Annotated in this window: 18 protein-coding genes; 6 read left to right on the top strand and 12 right to left on the bottom strand. The window is 67.2% G+C overall.

The window, feature by feature from the left end; translation table 11 throughout:
• Positions 1 to 43: 43 nt before the first annotated feature.
• The 4 genes from BN948_RS15825 (at position 44) to BN948_RS26220 (ending at position 2779) form a co-directional block, all read left to right on the top strand.
• Entirely contained in the window at positions 44 to 568 is a 525-nt protein-coding gene (locus BN948_RS15825) for a two-partner secretion domain-containing protein (RefSeq protein ID WP_009515177.1), read from the top strand.
• Positions 565 to 1089, top strand: coding sequence for a hypothetical protein (locus BN948_RS27060; protein WP_174545032.1), 525 nt, complete (start codon positions 565 to 567; stop codon positions 1087 to 1089). Before BN948_RS15825 ends, BN948_RS27060 begins: the two co-directional genes overlap by 4 nt.
• 250 nt (positions 1090 to 1339) lie before the next feature.
• Positions 1340 to 1915, top strand: coding sequence for a hypothetical protein (locus BN948_RS15815; RefSeq protein ID WP_009515179.1), 576 nt, complete (start codon positions 1340 to 1342; stop codon positions 1913 to 1915).
• A 525-nt stretch (positions 1916 to 2440) separates the two neighbouring features.
• On the top strand, positions 2441 to 2779 hold the full coding sequence (locus tag BN948_RS26220; protein ID WP_009519439.1) for a hypothetical protein: 339 nt from the start codon (positions 2441 to 2443) through the stop codon (positions 2777 to 2779).
• A 95-nt stretch (positions 2780 to 2874) separates the two neighbouring features.
• Here the strand turns inward: BN948_RS26220 and BN948_RS15810 are convergent, their stop codons facing one another.
• Positions 2875 to 4173 carry an NAD(P)/FAD-dependent oxidoreductase gene (locus BN948_RS15810; protein WP_009519440.1) on the bottom strand — a complete coding sequence of 433 codons (1299 nt, stop codon included), beginning with the start codon at positions 4171 to 4173 and terminating at the stop codon, positions 2875 to 2877.
• Between the two features lie 119 nt (positions 4174 to 4292).
• Positions 4293 to 4613 (bottom strand): YnfA family protein, encoded by a 321-nt coding sequence (locus BN948_RS15805; protein WP_009519441.1) that lies wholly within the window; start codon positions 4611 to 4613, stop codon positions 4293 to 4295.
• Between the two features lie 110 nt (positions 4614 to 4723).
• Between BN948_RS15805 and cadR the strand changes: the two genes are divergently transcribed.
• Positions 4724 to 5155 carry a Cd(II)/Pb(II)-responsive transcriptional regulator gene (gene cadR / locus BN948_RS15800; RefSeq protein ID WP_009519442.1) on the top strand — a complete coding sequence of 144 codons (432 nt, stop codon included), beginning with the start codon at positions 4724 to 4726 and terminating at the stop codon, positions 5153 to 5155.
• Positions 5156 to 5182: 27 nt separating this feature from the next.
• Positions 5183 to 5647 (top strand): AAC(3)-I family aminoglycoside N-acetyltransferase, encoded by a 465-nt coding sequence (locus BN948_RS15795; protein WP_009519443.1) that lies wholly within the window; start codon positions 5183 to 5185, stop codon positions 5645 to 5647.
• A gap of 39 nt (positions 5648 to 5686) precedes the next feature.
• Here BN948_RS15795 and BN948_RS15790 read toward each other — a convergent pair whose 3' ends face one another.
• From BN948_RS15790 to BN948_RS15745, 10 genes are all read right to left on the bottom strand, one after another.
• Positions 5687 to 7816 (bottom strand): ShET2/EspL2 family type III secretion system effector toxin, encoded by a 2130-nt coding sequence (locus BN948_RS15790; RefSeq protein ID WP_138820168.1) that lies wholly within the window; start codon positions 7814 to 7816, stop codon positions 5687 to 5689.
• A 135-nt stretch (positions 7817 to 7951) separates the two neighbouring features.
• Complete coding sequence (locus BN948_RS15785; protein WP_009519445.1) at positions 7952 to 8512, bottom strand: hypothetical protein; 561 nt, start codon at positions 8510 to 8512, stop codon at positions 7952 to 7954.
• A 36-nt stretch (positions 8513 to 8548) separates the two neighbouring features.
• Positions 8549 to 8896, bottom strand: a complete 348-nt coding sequence (locus tag BN948_RS15780) for a Na+/H+ antiporter subunit G (RefSeq protein WP_009519446.1) — start codon at positions 8894 to 8896, stop codon at positions 8549 to 8551.
• Positions 8893 to 9171, bottom strand: a complete 279-nt coding sequence (locus BN948_RS15775; RefSeq protein WP_009519448.1) for a K+/H+ antiporter subunit F — start codon at positions 9169 to 9171, stop codon at positions 8893 to 8895. Before BN948_RS15775 ends, BN948_RS15780 begins: the two co-directional genes overlap by 4 nt.
• The gene (locus BN948_RS15770) at positions 9168 to 9716 is read right to left on the bottom strand and encodes a Na+/H+ antiporter subunit E (protein WP_009519449.1); all 549 of its coding nucleotides are present in this window, start codon (positions 9714 to 9716) and stop codon (positions 9168 to 9170) included. The genes BN948_RS15775 and BN948_RS15770 overlap by 4 nt, the downstream gene beginning before the upstream one ends.
• On the bottom strand, positions 9713 to 11374 hold the full coding sequence (locus BN948_RS15765) for a monovalent cation/H+ antiporter subunit D (protein WP_009519450.1): 1662 nt from the start codon (positions 11372 to 11374) through the stop codon (positions 9713 to 9715). The genes BN948_RS15770 and BN948_RS15765 overlap by 4 nt, the downstream gene beginning before the upstream one ends.
• The gene (locus BN948_RS15760; protein ID WP_009519451.1) at positions 11371 to 11715 is read right to left on the bottom strand and encodes a Na+/H+ antiporter subunit C; all 345 of its coding nucleotides are present in this window, start codon (positions 11713 to 11715) and stop codon (positions 11371 to 11373) included. The genes BN948_RS15765 and BN948_RS15760 overlap by 4 nt, the downstream gene beginning before the upstream one ends.
• Positions 11715 to 14645, bottom strand: coding sequence for a monovalent cation/H+ antiporter subunit A (locus BN948_RS15755; RefSeq protein WP_009519452.1), 2931 nt, complete (start codon positions 14643 to 14645; stop codon positions 11715 to 11717). Before BN948_RS15755 ends, BN948_RS15760 begins: the two co-directional genes overlap by 1 nt.
• Positions 14646 to 14696: 51 nt before the next feature.
• Positions 14697 to 16031, bottom strand: a complete 1335-nt coding sequence (locus BN948_RS15750) for a sigma-54-dependent transcriptional regulator (protein WP_009519453.1) — start codon at positions 16029 to 16031, stop codon at positions 14697 to 14699.
• On the bottom strand, positions 16028 to 17491 hold the full coding sequence (locus tag BN948_RS15745; protein ID WP_138820170.1) for a sensor histidine kinase: 1464 nt from the start codon (positions 17489 to 17491) through the stop codon (positions 16028 to 16030). Before BN948_RS15745 ends, BN948_RS15750 begins: the two co-directional genes overlap by 4 nt.
• Positions 17492 to 17494: the final 3 nt, after the last annotated feature.

Genomic DNA, 17494 nt, shown 5'->3' with positions numbered 1-17494 from the left:
GTGCATGGGCACGGCGGCATTGATCGCATCAGGGAGGAAGAGGATGAAGCAGAAGCACCACCGCGTGGTGTTCAAGCCCGTGCGTGGCTTGCCACGCACCGTGCATTGGGCGATAGCGCTGGCCTTGAGCAGCCCGCTCAGCAGCCCACAGGCCTGGTCGCAGATCCTGGCCGACCCTTCTGCCCCGGGCAGCCAGCGCCCCACCATCCTCTCGGTGGGTGGCGGCGTGCCACTGATCAACATCACCACGCCCAGCGCCGCCGGTGTCTCGCGCAACACCTACCGCCAGTTCGACGTTTCTTCCTCCGGCGCCATCCTCAACAACAGCCGCACCGCCACGCAGACGCAGCTCGGCGGCGCGGTCCCCGGCAACCCCTGGCTCGCCACCGGCCCCGTTCAGCCGGGCGTTGGCGTGCGCGAGGGGACGGTAGGACCAATGTTCGATTCCACGATCGGGTCCGTACTTCCAGGCGGGGGACATCAAGTTCAATTTATGGCAAATGCTCCTCATACATCGCCCGAAAACTTTGTCGTCGACTTGTCTCGATCGGGGAGGATTCAGCCATGACGGGGCGGATCGCGCAGGTAGTGCTAGTGACGGCAGGGCCTGATGGCTTCCCTGTTAGGTGGGTCATCGATGGTGGAGACGAGCCTGCGGATGTTCGCGCGAGAGTGCTCGAAGGTCTTAGAGGACCAACGCGGACCGTTCGAACTGAACTGGACCTTGATGATGGGCAAGTGGTCCGTCTTCCGTTCAAGGATTTTGCCTACCTCCTCCCCGATCGCAGCGGCGTACTCGCCATTTTCATGCATGGCAGCTATACGCACCCCGACGGCAGCGACGTTTTTCCCTATCCCAATAACGCCGCCATCTTCAATGCCGATGGCAGCTTGAGGTTTCAGTTAAAGGTCGTGGATCCACGCGTTCACCACATCGATTGCCTGCACGGCGGAACGCTGCCCAAGAAATTCGAAGGCATGCTGGGCGTCTTGGTGGCCTACTCAGAAAATGATATGCCAGCGTGGGCTTATGCCGTCAACCCTGAGCACCCCGATCTGATCGACGCGATGCAGTGGGTCAGGTATTGATTCAGAGGCGATTCACACTGGTGACGTGTCTTCGTCCTGAAGACATCAAGCCATGATCGGTCTATGTCATCGGGTTCGACGTTAAGCCCGGGACAGGTCTGCGCGAGGGTCAAGTCGGCCCCATGTTTGACAAGCACACCCGCACAACACTTCCCGGTGGAGGGCATCAAGTCCAGTTCCTGGGAACATCTCCATATCTGATGCCCAACGCATTTGTCATTGACCTTTCTCGTGCACGGGAGGTCACACCATGAATTCGTCGCTGGTGCATCAGGTCAGTCTTCTTTGGGAGGGTAGCGACGGCACTCGGGCGAGCGTCATCAGCCAGCGAAGCCCGCTGGACGCCATCCAAAGTTGGAAGGATGTGGATCGGCTCATGCCACCAAAACGTCAACTGGAAACCGCGCTACTCCTGGATGACAACACTTATGTTCCCTTGCCGTTTTGTGATTTGGCATGGATCCTGCCCGACCGCACCGGTGTACTCGTTATCTTCAAGCCCGGGAGCTACACCCGCTCTGATGGCAGTGACGTCTTCGCCTGCCCCAACAACGCTGCCATCTTCAACGCAGACGCAAGCCTGCGTTGTCAAGTGCGCTTTTCAGATGCGCCAGAGCGAAGCGCGAGCTACGTAGTTGGGCTGCCATTCACACGAACGAAAACTCACAAGGAACTGCCCATCGGTCGCCGAGGCGAGCCCATTGACCCTCCCATCGTGCAGTTCGGTGTGCTGATTGGCACGAAAGAGCATCCCCCCGAGAGCTTCTTTGTACTAGACACCGAGACTGGTGAGTTAACCGACGACTTGTTCAGGGTCCCGTACTGACTGTCGCAATTGCCAATGAGTCAGAGGAAAGGCAGGGAGGTGGAGTGCAGATGCAGGCAATGATTCCAGAAGTCAAGGAAGGTTACGCGTGCATCGAGGAACTCATTCGTTATGGATACCTGCAGGACCCAAAGGCCAAACCATGATCATTCAATGGGACGAAAGATACGAGTTTCCGCCACCATCTCGGGATTCTGATCCCGATTGGCCGCTGAGGGAGCTTTCGGCTGAACTTCAGCGGCTGAAAGTGAGTGTGGATGTGAGATTGCTTGGCGTGCCTGATGCATTTCCTGACGGAGGTTGGTGCATCCACAAAGAGGGCAACGTGTGGTTGGTCTATCACTCAGAACGGGGGCATCGCTCCAGACCATCCATTTTCACAAGGTCGTGGGACGCAGCCAACTTCTATCTGTGGATTCACCTGGGCGATCCCAGATCTGACAGTACATCAGTCGGTCGTTTGCCACGAATTCGGTGACGACTCACAACGAATACGACCAACACAGCCCGGGAGGACCCCACCGAATGAAGATGGAATGGAGCGAGGTGTATGAGTTCGTGCAAACACCCCTTGAACCAGTACCCGACTGGGCGCTACGCGAGTTGGCACAGGAACTACAGCGCCTGAAGATTGATGTCGATGTGCGCTTACTGGGTGTCCCGGACGCCTTTCCGGACGGCGGATGGTGCATTCACCAAGAGGACGATGTCTGGCTCGTATATCACAGCGAGCGAGGCAGACGTTCGGGGCCGGCGATCTTCACCAGTTCGTTCGATGCGGCCAACTTCTATCTATGGTGCCGCGCTTCGCATCCAAAAAATGGGAATGGGGATGTGGGCAGACTGCCCAAGTTCAAGGGATAACATCGCTCCAAGGGGCTTCCTTGCGTTTGAAGGCGGGCTACATCGTGAAGAACGGATGCTTGAAATGATGGCGTGCGAACCCATGTCGCGCGCCCTCAATGCAACTTCACCAACGGCGTAGCCCTCTTCACCAGAAACCTCGCCACCGCCAGCGTCGCCGTGCGCGCCGTCCCCAGCACCGCCTGGTGGTGCATCAGGTGCAGGCTGGTGTACATCAACCGCGCCAGCAGCCCTTGCACAAACCACTTCGATCCGAACAGGTTGCCCATCAAGCTGCCCACCGAGCTTTGCGTGCCCAGCGACACCAGCGACCCGTGGTCGCGGTACCGGTACGGCTCGTTGTCGAGCGCGCGGCCTTCGCTGAGATCTCGCAGTCGCTTGGCGAGGTAGCTCGCCTGCTGGTGCGCGGCCTGTGCGCGCGGCGGCACCAGGCCGCCACCTGGGAGGGCGCATGCCGCGCAGTCGCCCAACGCGTGGATCGCGTCCTGACCTTTCACGCGCAGGTTCGCCTCCACCTCCACCTGCCCTGAACGGGTCACCGGCAGGCCCTGCTCGCCCAGCAGTGCGGGTGCCTTGATGCCGGCCGCCCACACCACGAGGTCGGCGGGGAAGCTGCGGCCTTCGGTGTCGGTCACCGCATCCGGCGTCACGCCGGCCACGCGGCAGCCCGTGACCACGTTGACCGCGCGCTCGCGCAGCAGCGCCGTGGCCGATGCCGATACGCGCTCGGGCAGCGGCGCCAGGATGCGGTCGGCGCCTTCGATGAGCGTGAGCTGCACGTCGCGCAGGCCGTCGAGCCGGCGAAAGCCGTAGCGTGTGTGCACCTGGCTGGCCTCGCGCAGTTCGGCCGCCAGTTCCACGCCCGTGGCGCCGCCGCCGATGATGACCACGCGCACCGCGGCCTCCGCGCCCGCGCTCTTGCGCAGCTCGGCCGCGGTCAGCAGCTTGAGCATGCGCTGGCGGAAACGCTCGGCGTCGGCCGGCTGGTTGAGCGACATGCTGTGTTCGGCCGCGCCAGGTACGTTGAAGTGGTTGGCTGTGCTGCCCAGGGCCAGCACCAACTGGCCATAGACCAGCGTGCGCTCCGGGATGAGTTGTTCGCCGTGTTCGTCGTGCACCGCGTCCACGGTGATCACGCGCTGATCAGCGTTCAGGCCCTTGAACGCGCCCAGGCAAAAGGTGAAACGGTTGTCGTACGCGAGCATCTCGTACGACAAGCCCTCCTGGTGAATGTCCAGCGTGCCGGCGGCCACCTCATGCAGTGAGGGCTTCCAGATGTGGAAGAGCTGGCGGTCAACGAGGGTGACGCGCTCGGGCCCGAGCTTGCGGCCCAGTTTGCAGGCCAGTTCAAGGCCGCCGGCACCGCCGCCGACGATCACGATGGGATGGTTCATGCACAGGTCCTTCGTGGGAGACAAGGGTCTAGCGCATCATGCCAAAGCCCATCGACCTCTACCCCTGTGCCATCCGCCCCAACAGGCTTGGCGCGGCCGTTGCGCCTCCGGCCATTGATTCAGCGCGGCTGGAACGCGATCAGCGCCATGCCCGCGAGCGTGATGGCCACGCCCGCCGCGTCCCAGGTGCTGGGTCGCACGCCATCCACCGCCCACAACCAGGCCACGGCCACGCTCACGTACACGCCGCCGTAAGCCGCGTACACGCGCCCCGAGGGCGCGTCGTGCAGCGTCAGCAACCACACGAAAACCATCAGGCTCAGCGCCGCCAGCGGCAGGGCCCACCACCCGGCGGCCTGTTGGCGCAGCCACAGCAGGGGCAGGAAGCAGCCAAGGATCTCGGCCAGCGCGGTGACGGTGTAGAGCAACAGGGTCTTCATGGGCCCCGATTGAAGCAGAGCCTTCGCGGTGTGCGGACAAGGCACTTGAAATCCGCCGCGCAAGCCTGAAGTGACTACAGTGTCAGCTTCGGTCTGAAAGGAGCGCCACCATGCAGATCAAGGACCTTGCCCGCGCCACGGGCGTGGACATCGAAACCATCCGCTACTACGAGCGCCAGGGCCTGCTGCCCGAGCCCGCGCGGCGCGACAACGGCTACCGCGACTACGCGGTCGAGCACCTGGAGCGCCTGGCCTTCATCCGCCACTGCCGCGCGCTGGACATGCCGCTGGCCGACGTGCAGCGCCTGCTGGGCTTCCTGGACGACCCTGATTCGCACTGCCACCACGTGGACGGCTTGGTGGACGAACAGCTCGCGCGCGTGCGCGCCCGCCTCAAGAGTCTGCGCGCGCTGGAGAAGCAGTTGCTGCGCCTGCGCGAGCGCTGCCAGGACGGCGAGGACGGCTCGAGCTGCGGCATCCTGGACGAGCTGGTGTCGGCGGCGCACGGCGAAGCCTGCGCCTGTCATTCCTCAGCCAACTGACTGTGTGCCTCAACCCGATCACGCCCCATGACCCACATCACCCTGCACCGCCTCGGCCCCGACGACCACGCCCTGCTGCTGCGCCTGAACGCGATGTTCGCCGTGGCCTTCGACGACGCCGATACCTATGAAGGCGCGCCGCCCGACGAGGCCTGGGCGCGCGAGACCCTGGGCCGCCCGAACGTGATCGCCCTCGCGGCGCGGGATGGGGAGGCAGTGGTTGGTGGCCTCGTGGCCTACGAACTCGACAAGCTCGAAAGCCGCCGCCGCGAGGTCTACCTGTACGACCTGGCCGTGGCCGAATCGCACCGCCGCCAGGGCATCGCCACACGGCTCATTGACCACCTGCGCGCCATCGCGCGCGAGCGCGGGGCCTGGGTGGTCTATGTGCAGGCCGACTATGGCGACGAACCCGCGATCGCGCTGTACACCAAGCTGGGCGTGCGCGAGGACGTGATGCACTTCGACCTCCCGCTGGATGGCGTTGCATAGTCCCGCTGATGCCCGCGCCCTGGGCGACTCGCCGATTCTTCAGATGGACGAAATGGACTGGGCCGTCTGTGACAGGCGATCGCAGAGGTGCTGGAACGCCTCGAGGCCTGGCGCAGCGTCTTCGTCATCTCCCAGTTGCTCGCGCAGATCGATGGCCGTGCCATCGGGCATCTGAACCTGCACCGTCAGCAGGCCGGGCACATGGTCGGGCAGGATGAGCCTCTGTTGAAGCAACATCTCCAGGGCATCCGTCAGATACGCCATGTGCTTGACGTCGTATTGAGCCAGTGCCGAATAGAACGGTGGGTAAATCAACCCTTGTTCCATGTCGATCCCCTCGGGCAGGACCCAGACTTCGGCGCGTAAGTCGGCTGCATGTGCACTTTTCTTCACAGCCTCCCACGCGTCATTGGGCGACTGGTGGGTTTCCTCTGGACGATCCGAAGCTTGCAAGCGATGGGGCATGAGGAGAATCGCCACCTCGTCCGGCGTCGGTGATCGGCCGCAGATCTGCTTGATCAGCAACACGTGCTCACACCACGCGTGGAGGGAGTGGCGCCCGGGCGTAAGGGGCGATTGCATCAGCGCTTCAGACGCGTGAGCTGTCGAACTGGGCCTGCCCACGCAAGCCAGGCCCAGCAGCAGTTGATGACAGATGGCGCCTGGCGTGAGCCCCCATTCATGCAGCAGTTGAACGACGGCCCTTGTCGTCGCCATGGTCCGGTTGTAGCGGAGGTATGCGTCGACCGAATTGGTTCGCGCGAACATGATGTCCAGGGCCGCGTTCAGTCCTTGTTCTTCCCGAACCCTGCACAACTGGACCCGCCAGTTGGCCAAATCATTGGCTCGATAGAGCAGGCCGATGGCGGATGCGCCACACGCGGTGTTGGTCGGCATCATCAACGACACCGGAGCGTCAATGGGGGATCCGGACGGCGCGCCCGGCTGCGCCGGAACCTCTGACAACAGCATGACTTTGTCGCCGGACTGTTCGTCGGGCAGATAGGCCTTCCACAAAGACTCGCCATCCGGCGTTCGAAACACATCCAGTGTCCACTGACGCATGAGTTCCGCCGACGTTGTCCACCGGTTCTGGTGTTGTGCTGTGCCGTTCGGGTCGTAGAAGGACACCCGGAAATGGGTTATGCCGCTGGCGTCGGATGGCGCCCAGAGTCTGAGTTCCAGTGCCATGGCGTGGTCGGCAATTTGCAGACTGTAGTGCCGGACCACTCCTTGAGATGGCATCTCTGAAAACCTGGCCTCCAGCCAACCACCCATGATCTCGTCGGCGACGACATGGTGAGAGCAATAGCCGAAGGTCGCCAGCTCGGTAATCCAGTAGCGATTGAGCGCGAGAAAGTCGGGCGAGCTCAAATGGGCATAGCTGAAGCTGTCTGTGCCCCGCGGCTGTCGCCGCTGGTGAATCCAGAACTTGCTCAACTCGTCGCAGGCGAGGCTGCCGTTGGCACCATCGGAGGCGACAATGCCATTGAGTCTCACCGTCCTGAGGGACGATGAGTGGGAGGCCTTGTTGATGTAGGTGCCGGAATCGATCGGTTCGAACGAATGGCTGCCGGCGGCGGCATCGGTGTTCCTCGCGGACGGAATCGGCACCTCCCTCCATTTGCCGTCGCGAGTACGGATCTGAATGCTCTGGAGATCACCCATCGCCTTCACGAATGCAGGCAGGGCCTTCGTGGTCGCGGGCAACTTCAGCGAGGTGATCGGCCGCTTTTCGATGGCGGCAACCACGCAGAGGGATTTCATCAATGCCGGCGAAACCGTCGCCAGCAACGTGGGCTTGCAGCGGCTCAGATCCAGTTCGGCGTTGGTCAGCCGAAGCGATTGCGCCAACCAGGGGTCTTTCTCTGAGAAGGCTTGACTGCCTTGCTGATTGCGCTGCTTGATCGATTCGAGTGACTTGGGGGTGTAGCGAGGCTGGCTGTTGGACGCTCTGTCCCGCTCTGGCGGCCTGCCCGCACTGCCCTTGTCTCGATCACCCCGCCGGGTGTACAGAGTGGAGGTGGCGCGGGCCTTGGGCGGATCGCGCGTCACCGTCACAGGCCCGGAGGGATCACCGCCTGAGGCCTCGCCTCGGTGTGTGGGTTGTGGTGCTTCCTGGCGGGGGGCCATGGAAGGCAGTTGAGGAAGCGATCGGGTGCGGCGCATGGCGATCTCGCGGATGGCAACGGAACGCCCATACTTGCATCACCAAACAACTTCCGCTTCTGCCAATCGTCCTGCATGCAAGAGCCTAAGCGGCGCTCACTAGGCCCAATGGGCAAGGCCTGCGGCCGGCAGGTGCTACACCCGCGATCCGGTCGCCTGCTCGATCGCCTGCATCGCCGCCTTGAAGATCCGCTGCCGATTCGCCAGCGGCACCTTGTGCTGCTCGTGCAGGTCGTTGAGCGCAATGGTCAGGTCCAGCATCAGGTTCTTCAGCGCCTTGCGGTCCAGTTCGTGCCCGATGCGGCCGTTGGGCAGGCGCACGCCCGGGCCCAGGGGCAGCAGGCACAGCAGCAGCACCGTCCACAGTTCGGGCACGGGCGCCAGGAAGTGCAGCCAGTACGGCCAGCGCTCGTGCAGGGCGCGCAGCATGTCGCGGCATTCGGGGATGGTGTGCACCTGGCGCGGGTCGCGGTCCAGGCCGTTGAAGGCGAAGTAGACGCCGGCGGTGAGCTGCTCCACGCGGATGGTGTTGTCCGACAGGTGCAGCAGGTCCTCCACGCAGCGGGCCAGGCCCTCGCCGCTGGCGTCGGCCAGGTTCAGCGTCAGCACCAGGCGGTGCAGCTCGGTGGGCAGGGCGTCCAGCCCCGAGCCCAGCGCCAGGCGCTGGGGGGTGTCATCGGGGTGGTCGAGTGGCATGGGTTCGGATTCTGCGCTGAAGCCGGGCGTATTCGTTCAGCGCCGTCCCGCCAGTGGGGGAGGCAGTGGGTCGCCCGCCTGGCGGCGGCGGAACAGCGCCGCGCGCGCCAGCACGATGGTGGTGACCGGGGCGGTGATGGACAGCACGATGATGATCAGCCACACGTGCAGGGCCAGTGCGCCTTCCTCGGTGTGAGAGGTGAAGTGAACGATCGAGGCCAGGGTGACGATCCAGGCACCCAGCGTGGACGCCAGCGCCGGCGCGTGCATGCGCAAGAAGAAATCGGGCAGGCGCCACAGCCCCAGCGCGGCCACCAGCACCACCACGCCGCTGGCCAGAAGCAGCGTGGCCACGGCGATTTCGGTCCAGGGAGGCATGCTCATTCGATCACCTCGCCGCGCAGCAGGAACTTGGCCAGCGCCACCGAGCCGACAAAGCCGAACAGCACCATCAGCAGTGCGCCTTCGAAGTACATGTCGCTGTCGTAGCGGATGGCCAGCACCAGCATCACCAGCATGCCCACCACGTAGAGAAAGTCGACCGCCAGCACGCGGTCCTGCGCGCTGGGGCCGCGCAACAGCCGCATCAGGCCCAGGCCCATGGCCAGCATGTACATCACCATCGTCACGGTGATCGACACCATCAGGAACGAACTCATCCGAAAACCTCCTTCAGGGGCAATTCGTAGTCGGCCTTGAAGTGGGCGATGAAAGCCGCCTCGTCTTCCAGGTCGAACACGTGCACCAGCAGTGCGGCGCAGTCAGGCGCGAGTTCGCACCACACGGTACCGGGAATCACCGCGGTGATCATCGACAGGGCTGCCAGCCCGTGCACGTTGCGCAGGTCCAGCGGCACCACCACAAAGCTGCCGCGCGGCGGCTCGCGGCGCGAGCGCACCACGCCGATGGCCACGTCGATGGCCGACCACACCACGTCGCGGCCCACGCGAAGGATCAGGCGGACGAGCGTGCCCCAGTGGCGCAGCGGTCCCGGTGTGGGGCGCAGCGGCGCCATCAGCAGCGGCACCACCACCGCCACCAGCAGGCCCAGCAGGATCTGGCCCGCGCTCATGCTGCGCGTGAGCAGCAGCCAGCCGCCGAACAGGCCCAGCGACAGCCAGGGGGACGGCAGGAGCGCCGCCCGGCCGCCCGAAGGCGCTCGCTCCGGAGCCGCAGGCGAAGGCACGTCGGTGTTGCGTTTCATGGCGTGCCCTCCCGCGCCATCGGATGCGGCACGGTCATCGCGCCGCGCACCGCGTCGATGTAGCGCTGCGGCTCGTGCAGCGCGTTGGCCGTGGCACGGGTGTAGCCCAGTACGGTCTCGGCCTGGCTCACCATGAGCAACGAAGCCAGCAGCAACGCGGCGATGGGCAGGGTTTCGGCCACGCGCAGGCGCGGCGCGGGCCGGTCCTGCGTGGTCCAGAAGTGGCGCATGCCCACGCGCATGAGCGAGATGGCAGCGAACAGGCCGGAGGCGATCACCAGCGCGAACAAGGTCCATGCGGCCGTGCTGCGCACCTCGATCAGCGCGCCGAGCATGGCCAGCTTGCTCACGAAGCCGGAGAACGGTGGCAGGCCCGCGATGACCATGGCGCACAGGGTGAAGGCCACGCCCAGGAAGGCAAGCGCGGCGGGAATGGCGCGGCCGATCAGCTCTTCTTCGTTGTCGTCGAGGTTGATGCCTTGCGGTGGCGCGGCGTCCAGGAAGGCCGGCAGGCCGTCGCGGCCATCGTCCAGGTCTTCGGGGCCCTCCTGCACCTCGCGCGCGCGTTCCAGCAACTCCACCAGCAGGTACAAGGCACAACCCGCCAGCGTGGAACTGGCCAGGTAGAACAGCGCGCCGCCGCTGAGCGCGGGGGCGTCGAAGCCGATGGCCGCGATCAGCGTGCCCGATGACGCGATCACGCTGTAGCCCGCCAGCCGGTTGAGCTGTTGCGAGGCCAGCATGCCGATGGCGCCAAAGGCCAGCGTGGCCAGGCCGCCCCAGATCAGCGCCGTGCCGCCGAAGCCGGCCGAACTGCCCGCCTCCGCCGGAAAGCACAGCGTCCACAGGCGCAGGATGGCGTAGACCCCCACTTTGGTGAGGATGGCGAAGACGGCGGCTGCGGGCGCGCTGGCCGCGCCATAGGCGGGTGGAAGCCAGAAGTTGAGCGGCCACAGCGCGGCCTTGGCCAGGAAGGCGATGGCCAGGATGGCCGCGCCGGCGTGCAGCAGGCCGCGGTCGCGTTCGGCCACCAGGAGCAGCTTGTCCGCGATGTCGGCCATGTTGAGCGTGCCCGTGACGCCATACAGCAGAGCCACGCCGATGAGGAACAGCAGCGAGGCGAACAGGTTGATGGCGATGTAGTGCAGGCCCGCGCGCACGCGCGCGATGCCGCCGCCGTGCAGCAGCAGGCCGTAGCTGGCGGCCAACAGCACCTCGAAGAACACGAAGAGATTGAACAGGTCGCCGGTGAGGAAGGCGCCGTACAGGCCCATGAGCTGCAGCTGGAACAACACGTGGAAGTACACGCCCGCGTGCTGCCAGCGCGCCAGCGCGTAGAGCAGCGCGGCCAGGCCCACCGCGCCCGCCAGCACCGCCATGAAGGCGGCCAGCGGGTCGGCCACCAGCACGATGCCGTACGGCACCGGCCAGTTGCCCGGCAGGTAGATGCCGAAGGCCGCGGTGCCACCGGCCTGCACGCGCATCAGCAACAGGATCGCCAGTGCCAGCCCCAGCGCGGTGGAGGCGGTGTTGATGACGGCCTTGGAGCGGCGGCGGCCTTCGCCCAGCATGAGCATGAGCGCGGCGGTGCCGAGCGGCAGCAGCACCGGCGCCACCAGCAGGTGTTCGATAGGGGGAGGCGAGGTGAAAGCCGTCATGAACGCTCTTCCTCGCCGTCAACATGGTCGCCACCGGACAAGCCTCGCAGTGCCAGCAGCACCACCAGGAACAGCGCCGTGGTGGCGAAACCGATGACGATGGCGGTGAGCACCAGCGACTGCGGCAGCGGGTCGGTGTAGTGCTGAAGGTCGGCCGGCAGACCGGGGCGCACGATGGGCTCGGCGTCCACCGACAGGCTGCCCACGCTGAAGATGAACAGGTTCACCGCGTACGACAGCATCGACAGGCCGATGAGCACCTGGAAGGTTCGCGGGCGCAGCAGCAGCCAGACGCCCGCCCCCGTCATCACGCCAATGGCGATCGAGATGATGAGTTCCATCAGCGCGCTCCTTCCCGTTGCTGTTGTTGTTCCTGTGCTTCCAGCTCTTCGTCCTGCGCGGCGAGCTGGCGGCGCGCGCGCAAGGACTGGTGGGCGATCGCCGTGAGCAGCAGGAGCGTGGAGCCCACCACCACCGCGAACACGCCCAGGTCGAACAGCGCGGCACTGGGGATGTGCACCTCGCCCACCAGCGGCCAAGTGACGTGGGCGGTGTGCGTGGTGAGGAAGGGGTAACCCAGCACCAGCGAGCCCAGGCCCGTGGCCAGGGCGACCGCCAGGCCGAAGGCGATCCAGCGCGGCGGCAGCAGGCGCATGCGGTCCTCCACCCAGCGGGTGCCGCTCACCATGTACTGCGCAATGAAGGCGATGGCCACAACGAGCCCGGCGACGAAGCCGCCGCCGGGCTCGTTGTGGCCGCGCATGAACAGATGGAAGGCGAACACGCCGGCCACTGGCAGCAGCAGGCGCACCAGCACGGCGGGCACCTCCAGGTAGCGCTGCGGCGTGTCGCCGTCCTCGCGCGTCACCAGGTCGCTCTCGATGTGCTGCGGCACCGCGCGCTGCTGAGCGGGCCGGTCGATCACCTCCACCGGCGGGCGAAAGCGCCGCAGCAGCGCATACACCGTGACGCCCACGATGCCCAGCACCGTGATCTCGCCCAGCGTGTCGAAGGCCCGGAAGTCGACCAGCATCACGTTGACGATGTTGGTGCCGCCGCCCTGCGGCAGCGCGTTCTCGATGAAGAAGGGCGAGATGGACAGCGGCGCGGTGCGCGTGAGCATGGCGTAGGACAGCGCCGCCAGTCCGGCGCCGATCAGCACCGCGACGAGCAGGTCGCGCCGGCGGCGCCAGAAAGTGCGCAGCGCGAAACGTGGGTCGTCTTCCACCACGCGCTTGGGCATCCAGCGCAGGCCCAGCAGGAACAGCACGGTGGTCACCACCTCCACCGACAACTGGGTGAGCGCGAGGTCGGGCGCCGAGAACCAGGCGAAGGTGATGCACAGCGCCAGCCCGACCACGCTGAGCATGATCAGCGCCGCGAGCCGGTGGAACTTGGCTTGCCACGCAGCGCCGATGGCGCAGGCACCCGCGACCACCCACAACATCACGAAGCCCGGCGAGGCAGGAATGCGCGGGCGGTCGCCCCAACTGAGTGGCACCACCAGGGCAGCGCCCACGCCCGCCAGGCCGGCGATCGCCACCATGGCGAACAACTGCGGCTGCAAGCGCCGCGTGCCCAGGTGGCGCAGCAGCCAGCGCGCCAGCGTGGTCAGCGCGACGAAGGCGCTGTCGAACACGGCGCGCCCGTCCAGCCCCAGCAGGCCTGGCGCGCGCGTGCTGGCGCGCCGCTTGAGCCATTGGCCGAACAGCAGATAGGCCACCAGGCCGCCGCCGGTGGCGATCAGGCTCATCACCAGCGGCGTGTTGAAGCCGTGCCACAGCGACAGGCTGTACTCGGGAAGCTCGCCGCCCACCACTGGCGTGGCGGCCATGGCCAGCAGCGGCCCGACCGACCAGGCCGGCAGCGTGCCCACCACGATGCAGGCCAGCACCAGCAGCTCCACCGGCACGCGCATCCAGTGCACCGGCTCGTGCGGCTGGCGCGGGCAGTCGGGGGGCGCGCCGAAGAACACGTCGTGCCCGAAGCGCAGTGAATACACCACCGCGAACACGCCGGCCAGCGTGGCCAGGGCGGGCAGGCCGATGGCGATCACCGGGTTGGCGCTGACGTACACCGTCTCGGCGAAGAACATTTCCTTCGAGAGGAAGCCGTTGAGCAGCGGCACGCCCGCCATGGCCGCGCAGGCCACGATGGCCAGCGTGCCGGTGATGGGCATGGAGCGGAACAGGCCATCCAGGCGGCGCATGTCGCGCGTGCCGGTCTCGTGGTCGATGATGCCCACCGACATGAACAGCGAGGCCTTGAAGGTCGCGTGGTTCATCATGTGGAAGACCGCCGCCACCGCCGCAAAGGGGCTGTTCAGGCCCAGCAACAGCGTGATCAGGCCCAGGTGGCTGATGGTGGAATACGCGAGCAGGCCCTTCAGGTCGTTCTGGAACATGGCCGCGTAGGCGCCCAGCAGCAGCGTGGCCAGGCCGGCGCCGCCAACGATCCAGAACCATTCCGGCGTGCCCGCCAGCGCCGGCCACAGCCGCGCCAGCAGAAACACACCGGCCTTCACCATGGTGGCCGAGTGCAGGTAGGCCGACACCGGCGTGGGCGCAGCCATGGCGTGCGGCAGCCAGAAGTGGAAGGGGAACTGCGCGCTCTTGGTGAGCGCGCCCAGCAGGATCAGCACCAGCGCGGGCGTGTAGAGCGCGTGTTCGCGGATGCGATCGCCGGCCGCCAGCACCACCTCCAGCTCCAGGCTGCCCACGATGTGCCCCAGCAGCATCACGCCCGCCAGCAGCGCCAGCCCGCCCGTGGCCGTGACGGTGAACGCCATGCGCGCGCCGCGCCGCGCGTCCTTGCGGTGCGTCCAGTAGCCGATCAGCAGGAAGGAGAAGACGCTGGTGAGTTCCCAGAACACCACCAGCTGCACCAGGTTGCCCGACAGCACCACGCCCAGCATGGCGCCCATGAAGCCCAGCAGCAGCGAATAGAAGCGCGCCGCCGGGTCCTCGGGCGAGAGGTAGTAGCGCGCGTAGACGATGACCAGCAGTCCCATGGCGCTGACCAGCATGGCGAACATCCAGGCAAAGCCGTCGATGCGCACGATCAGGTCGATGCCCAGGGCGGGCAACCAGGCCAGGCGCTCCATCAGCACCGCGCCGTCGCGCACCTCCGGGTAGATCAGGCCCAGGGGCACGGCCACCGCCAGGGCCACCAGCGCGGCCCACAGCGATTCGAGGTTGCGCGCATTCGTCGGCAGCAGCGCCGCGACCACGCAACCCACGAATGGGAATAACAGCAATAGAAACAAGGACATGGCTCGAGTCTAGGGCCAGAACGGCGCGTGAAGTTCCGCCAAGCCGGCCGGTCAACTGTTCGACGAACCGCCCTCGTCCCCCGTCAGCTTCTTGCGCCGCTTCCACAGCGTGGTGCGGGAGATGCCCAGGCGCTGCGCGGCCTCGGCCAGGCGCCCACCCGACTGCTCCAGCGCGCGCTCGATCTGCGCCAGCTCCGCGCGTTCGCGCGCATCGGCCAGCGTGGCCGCGGGACCCGGCTCGTCGAGCGCGCGCTCCGGGAAGAGGTCGCCCGCGCCCAGGGTATGGCCGTCGCACAGGGCCACGGCGCGTTCGATGCGGTTGCGCAACTCGCGCACATTGCCGGGCCAGTCGTGCGCGCGCAGCGCGGCCTCGGTCTCGCCGGACAAGGCGGGCGTGGCCAGACCCTGGCGCTCGGTCGCCTGCTGGAGCAGGCCGCGCGCCAGCGGCAGCACCTCGTCCGGGCGTTCGCGCAGCGGCGGCACGCGCAGCTCCACCACGGCCAGGCGGTAGTACAGATCCTCGCGGAAAGCGCGCTCGGCGATGCGCGCGCCCAGGTCGGCGTTGGTGGCGGCCACCACGCGGCCGCTGAAGCGCTGGTCCTGGCGCGCGCCCAGGCGGCGGAAATGCCCGTCCTGCAGCACGCGCAGCAAGGCCGTCTGCAGTCGCGGGTCGAGCTCGCCGATCTCGTCCAGGAACAGCGTGCCGCCCGCGGCTTCCTCGAACCAGCCCACGTGCGCGCCGCTGGCGCCCGTGAAGGCACCGCGCTCGTGGCCGAAGAACTGACTCTCCATCAGTTCTCGCGGCACGGCACCGCAGTTCACCGCCACGAAGGGCCCGTTCGCGCGCGCCGAGGCCTCGTGCAGGCGGCGCGCCGCCACTTCCTTGCCCACGCCGGTCTCGCCCAGCAGCAGCACGGGCACGTCGCGCGCTGCCAGTCGCTCCAGGTCGGCGGCCAGGCGCGCGGTGGCGGGCGACAGGCCGAAGCCCAGGGTCGGTCCTTCGCCGGCCGCCGCCGGCACCAGCGCTCGGATGCGCTCGACCAGCGCATCGACATCGAAGGGCTTGGTGAGGTAGTCGTCGGCGCCCGCGCGCACCAGGCGCACGGCCTGGCCCACATCGGCGAAGGCGGTGGCGAAGACGATGGGCGTTCGCCCGAGGTAGGGCAAGGCGCGGCGGTACAGGTCCTCACCCGAGCCGTCGGGCAGGCGGATGTCGCTCAGCACGAAGTCGGGCCGCTGGCGGCGCAAGGCGCTCAGGGCCTGCTCGCCGTCGCTGGCGTGGCTCACATGGAAACCCTCAAGCCGCAGGCGCTGCACCAGCGCGCCGCCGAGCACGGAGTCGTCCTCGATCAGCAGCACGTGGATGGCGGAGGGGGCGGCGGTCATGGCGTGGAAGCGTCGTCGGCAGGGACGTCATCGAACGGCAGTTCGAGCGCGATGCGAGTGCCCTGACCCGAGTGTGCCCGCACCGCCACGCGCCCGCGCAGCCGCTGCACCAGGCGCACCACCACCGCCACCCCCAGGCCCGCGCCAGGTGCGGGGGCCTCGCCCCGCTCCAGGCTCGCGGCCAGCGGCCCGGGCAGGCCCGCGCCCTCGTCGATCACCTCCAGCCACAGGTGGTCGGCGCGCGCCTCGCAGCGCAGCGTGACGCGCGTGCCAGCCGCCGAGGCCTGGATGGCGTTGAGCAGCAGGTTCAGCAGCACCTGGCGCACTTCCCCGCCGGCCAGCGGCACCGTGTGCGCCAACGTGGAATCGAGCACCAGCGCTACGCCGGCCCGGCGCGCCTGAGGCGTGAGCAGGCGGCGCACGTCTTCGAGGTCCTGCGGGCCGAAGGCGAGCGCGCCATCGACCGGGCGGTGCGTGGCCAGGGTCGCGTCCACCACGCCGCCGAGCACGCGCAGGCCGCGCTCCATGAAGTCCAGCGCTTCGGCACGCGTCTCGGGTCGCTCGCCGAATCGACGCAGCGTGTCGACGGCGGTGAGCACGCCGGCCAGGGGATTGCGCACCTCATGCGCCAGCGTGGCGGACAAGCGGCCCAGCACGGCCTCGCGTTCCTGCTCGGCCATGCGGGTGATCAGGGCCTCGCGCTCGCGTGCCGCGCCGGCCATGCGGTTGTAGGCGCGCAGCAGACGCGCGTTCTCACCGTCGTTGGGCGGGATGAGCGCCTCGGCCACGGGCTCGGGCCCGGCCTCGCCGGTGCGCTGCAGGTGCCGCGTGAGCAGGTCCAGCGGGCGCTGCAGGCGGCGCATCACCAGCACGCCCAGCGCGGCGCACACCACGCCCAAGCCCAAATTGAACAGCACCACGCGCCACCACAGCCGCTGGCGTTCGGCCACGTAGTCGGTCAGGTCCAGGTTGGCCACCACCGTCAGCGCGCCCGCCTGGCCGCCGGCGCTCAGGCGGTCGTCGCTCAGCGGGCGCCACACCCAGTAGCTGCGGTCGTCGATGTCGATCTGGTCGCCCTGCGGCATCTCCGTCACGGCGTCGGGCAGTGGCACGTCGTGCAGGCCGGCGCGGTCGGCCCGGGCCAGCGGCTGTCCCGTCCCGTCGAGCAGGAACAGGTGCCGGTCCACCAGGCCCTGGTGCATTCGCAGGGCCTCGTCCAGCGCGCGCTCGATGCCCGCGCCGTCGTTCGCCATCACGGGCGGCAGCAGCGCCGCGGCCAGGCCGTCGAGGTAGATCTGTCCCGTGCGCTCGATCTGGCGCTCCACCTGCCGCAACAGGCCCTGCATCGCGATCTGCGTGGTGCCCAGGGCGGTCACCAGGATGACGGCCACCACCGCCAGGGACAGGCGCGCGGTCATGGGCAGTCGGGTGATCCAGCGGGTCATGGGCGATCGGGGCATGGG

The organism is Hydrogenophaga intermedia (genome assembly GCF_000723405.1).
Taxonomy (GTDB): domain Bacteria; phylum Pseudomonadota; class Gammaproteobacteria; order Burkholderiales; family Burkholderiaceae_C; genus Hydrogenophaga; species Hydrogenophaga intermedia.
Note: the sequence above shows the minus strand (reverse complement) of the source record. Positions and strands in the feature narration are given on the sequence as shown.

What these genes read in the sequence shown, in the direction of transcription:
- BN948_RS15745 (WP_138820170.1), bottom strand. Translation starts at nt 17,491, where the DNA reads ATGCCCCGATCGCCCATGACCCGCTGGATCACCCGACTGCCCATGACC.
- BN948_RS15805 (WP_009519441.1), bottom strand. Translation starts at nt 4,613, where the DNA reads ATGAAGACCCTGTTGCTCTACACCGTCACCGCGCTGGCCGAGATCCTT.
- BN948_RS27060 (WP_174545032.1), top strand. Translation starts at nt 565, where the DNA reads ATGACGGGGCGGATCGCGCAGGTAGTGCTAGTGACGGCAGGGCCTGAT.
- BN948_RS15785 (WP_009519445.1), bottom strand. Translation starts at nt 8,512, where the DNA reads ATGCCACTCGACCACCCCGATGACACCCCCCAGCGCCTGGCGCTGGGC.
- BN948_RS15750 (WP_009519453.1), bottom strand. Translation starts at nt 16,031, where the DNA reads ATGACCGCCGCCCCCTCCGCCATCCACGTGCTGCTGATCGAGGACGAC.
- BN948_RS26220 (WP_009519439.1), top strand. Translation starts at nt 2,441, where the DNA reads ATGAAGATGGAATGGAGCGAGGTGTATGAGTTCGTGCAAACACCCCTT.
- BN948_RS15780 (WP_009519446.1), bottom strand. Translation starts at nt 8,896, where the DNA reads ATGAGCATGCCTCCCTGGACCGAAATCGCCGTGGCCACGCTGCTTCTG.
- BN948_RS15795 (WP_009519443.1), top strand. Translation starts at nt 5,183, where the DNA reads ATGACCCACATCACCCTGCACCGCCTCGGCCCCGACGACCACGCCCTG.
- BN948_RS15770 (WP_009519449.1), bottom strand. Translation starts at nt 9,716, where the DNA reads ATGAAACGCAACACCGACGTGCCTTCGCCTGCGGCTCCGGAGCGAGCG.
- BN948_RS15760 (WP_009519451.1), bottom strand. Translation starts at nt 11,715, where the DNA reads ATGGAACTCATCATCTCGATCGCCATTGGCGTGATGACGGGGGCGGGC.
- BN948_RS15815 (WP_009515179.1), top strand. Translation starts at nt 1,340, where the DNA reads ATGAATTCGTCGCTGGTGCATCAGGTCAGTCTTCTTTGGGAGGGTAGC.
- BN948_RS15755 (WP_009519452.1), bottom strand. Translation starts at nt 14,645, where the DNA reads ATGTCCTTGTTTCTATTGCTGTTATTCCCATTCGTGGGTTGCGTGGTC.
- BN948_RS15825 (WP_009515177.1), top strand. Translation starts at nt 44, where the DNA reads ATGAAGCAGAAGCACCACCGCGTGGTGTTCAAGCCCGTGCGTGGCTTG.
- BN948_RS15790 (WP_138820168.1), bottom strand. Translation starts at nt 7,816, where the DNA reads ATGCGCCGCACCCGATCGCTTCCTCAACTGCCTTCCATGGCCCCCCGC.
- BN948_RS15765 (WP_009519450.1), bottom strand. Translation starts at nt 11,374, where the DNA reads ATGACGGCTTTCACCTCGCCTCCCCCTATCGAACACCTGCTGGTGGCG.
- BN948_RS15775 (WP_009519448.1), bottom strand. Translation starts at nt 9,171, where the DNA reads ATGAGTTCGTTCCTGATGGTGTCGATCACCGTGACGATGGTGATGTAC.
- cadR (WP_009519442.1), top strand. Translation starts at nt 4,724, where the DNA reads ATGCAGATCAAGGACCTTGCCCGCGCCACGGGCGTGGACATCGAAACC.
- BN948_RS15810 (WP_009519440.1), bottom strand. Translation starts at nt 4,173, where the DNA reads ATGAACCATCCCATCGTGATCGTCGGCGGCGGTGCCGGCGGCCTTGAA.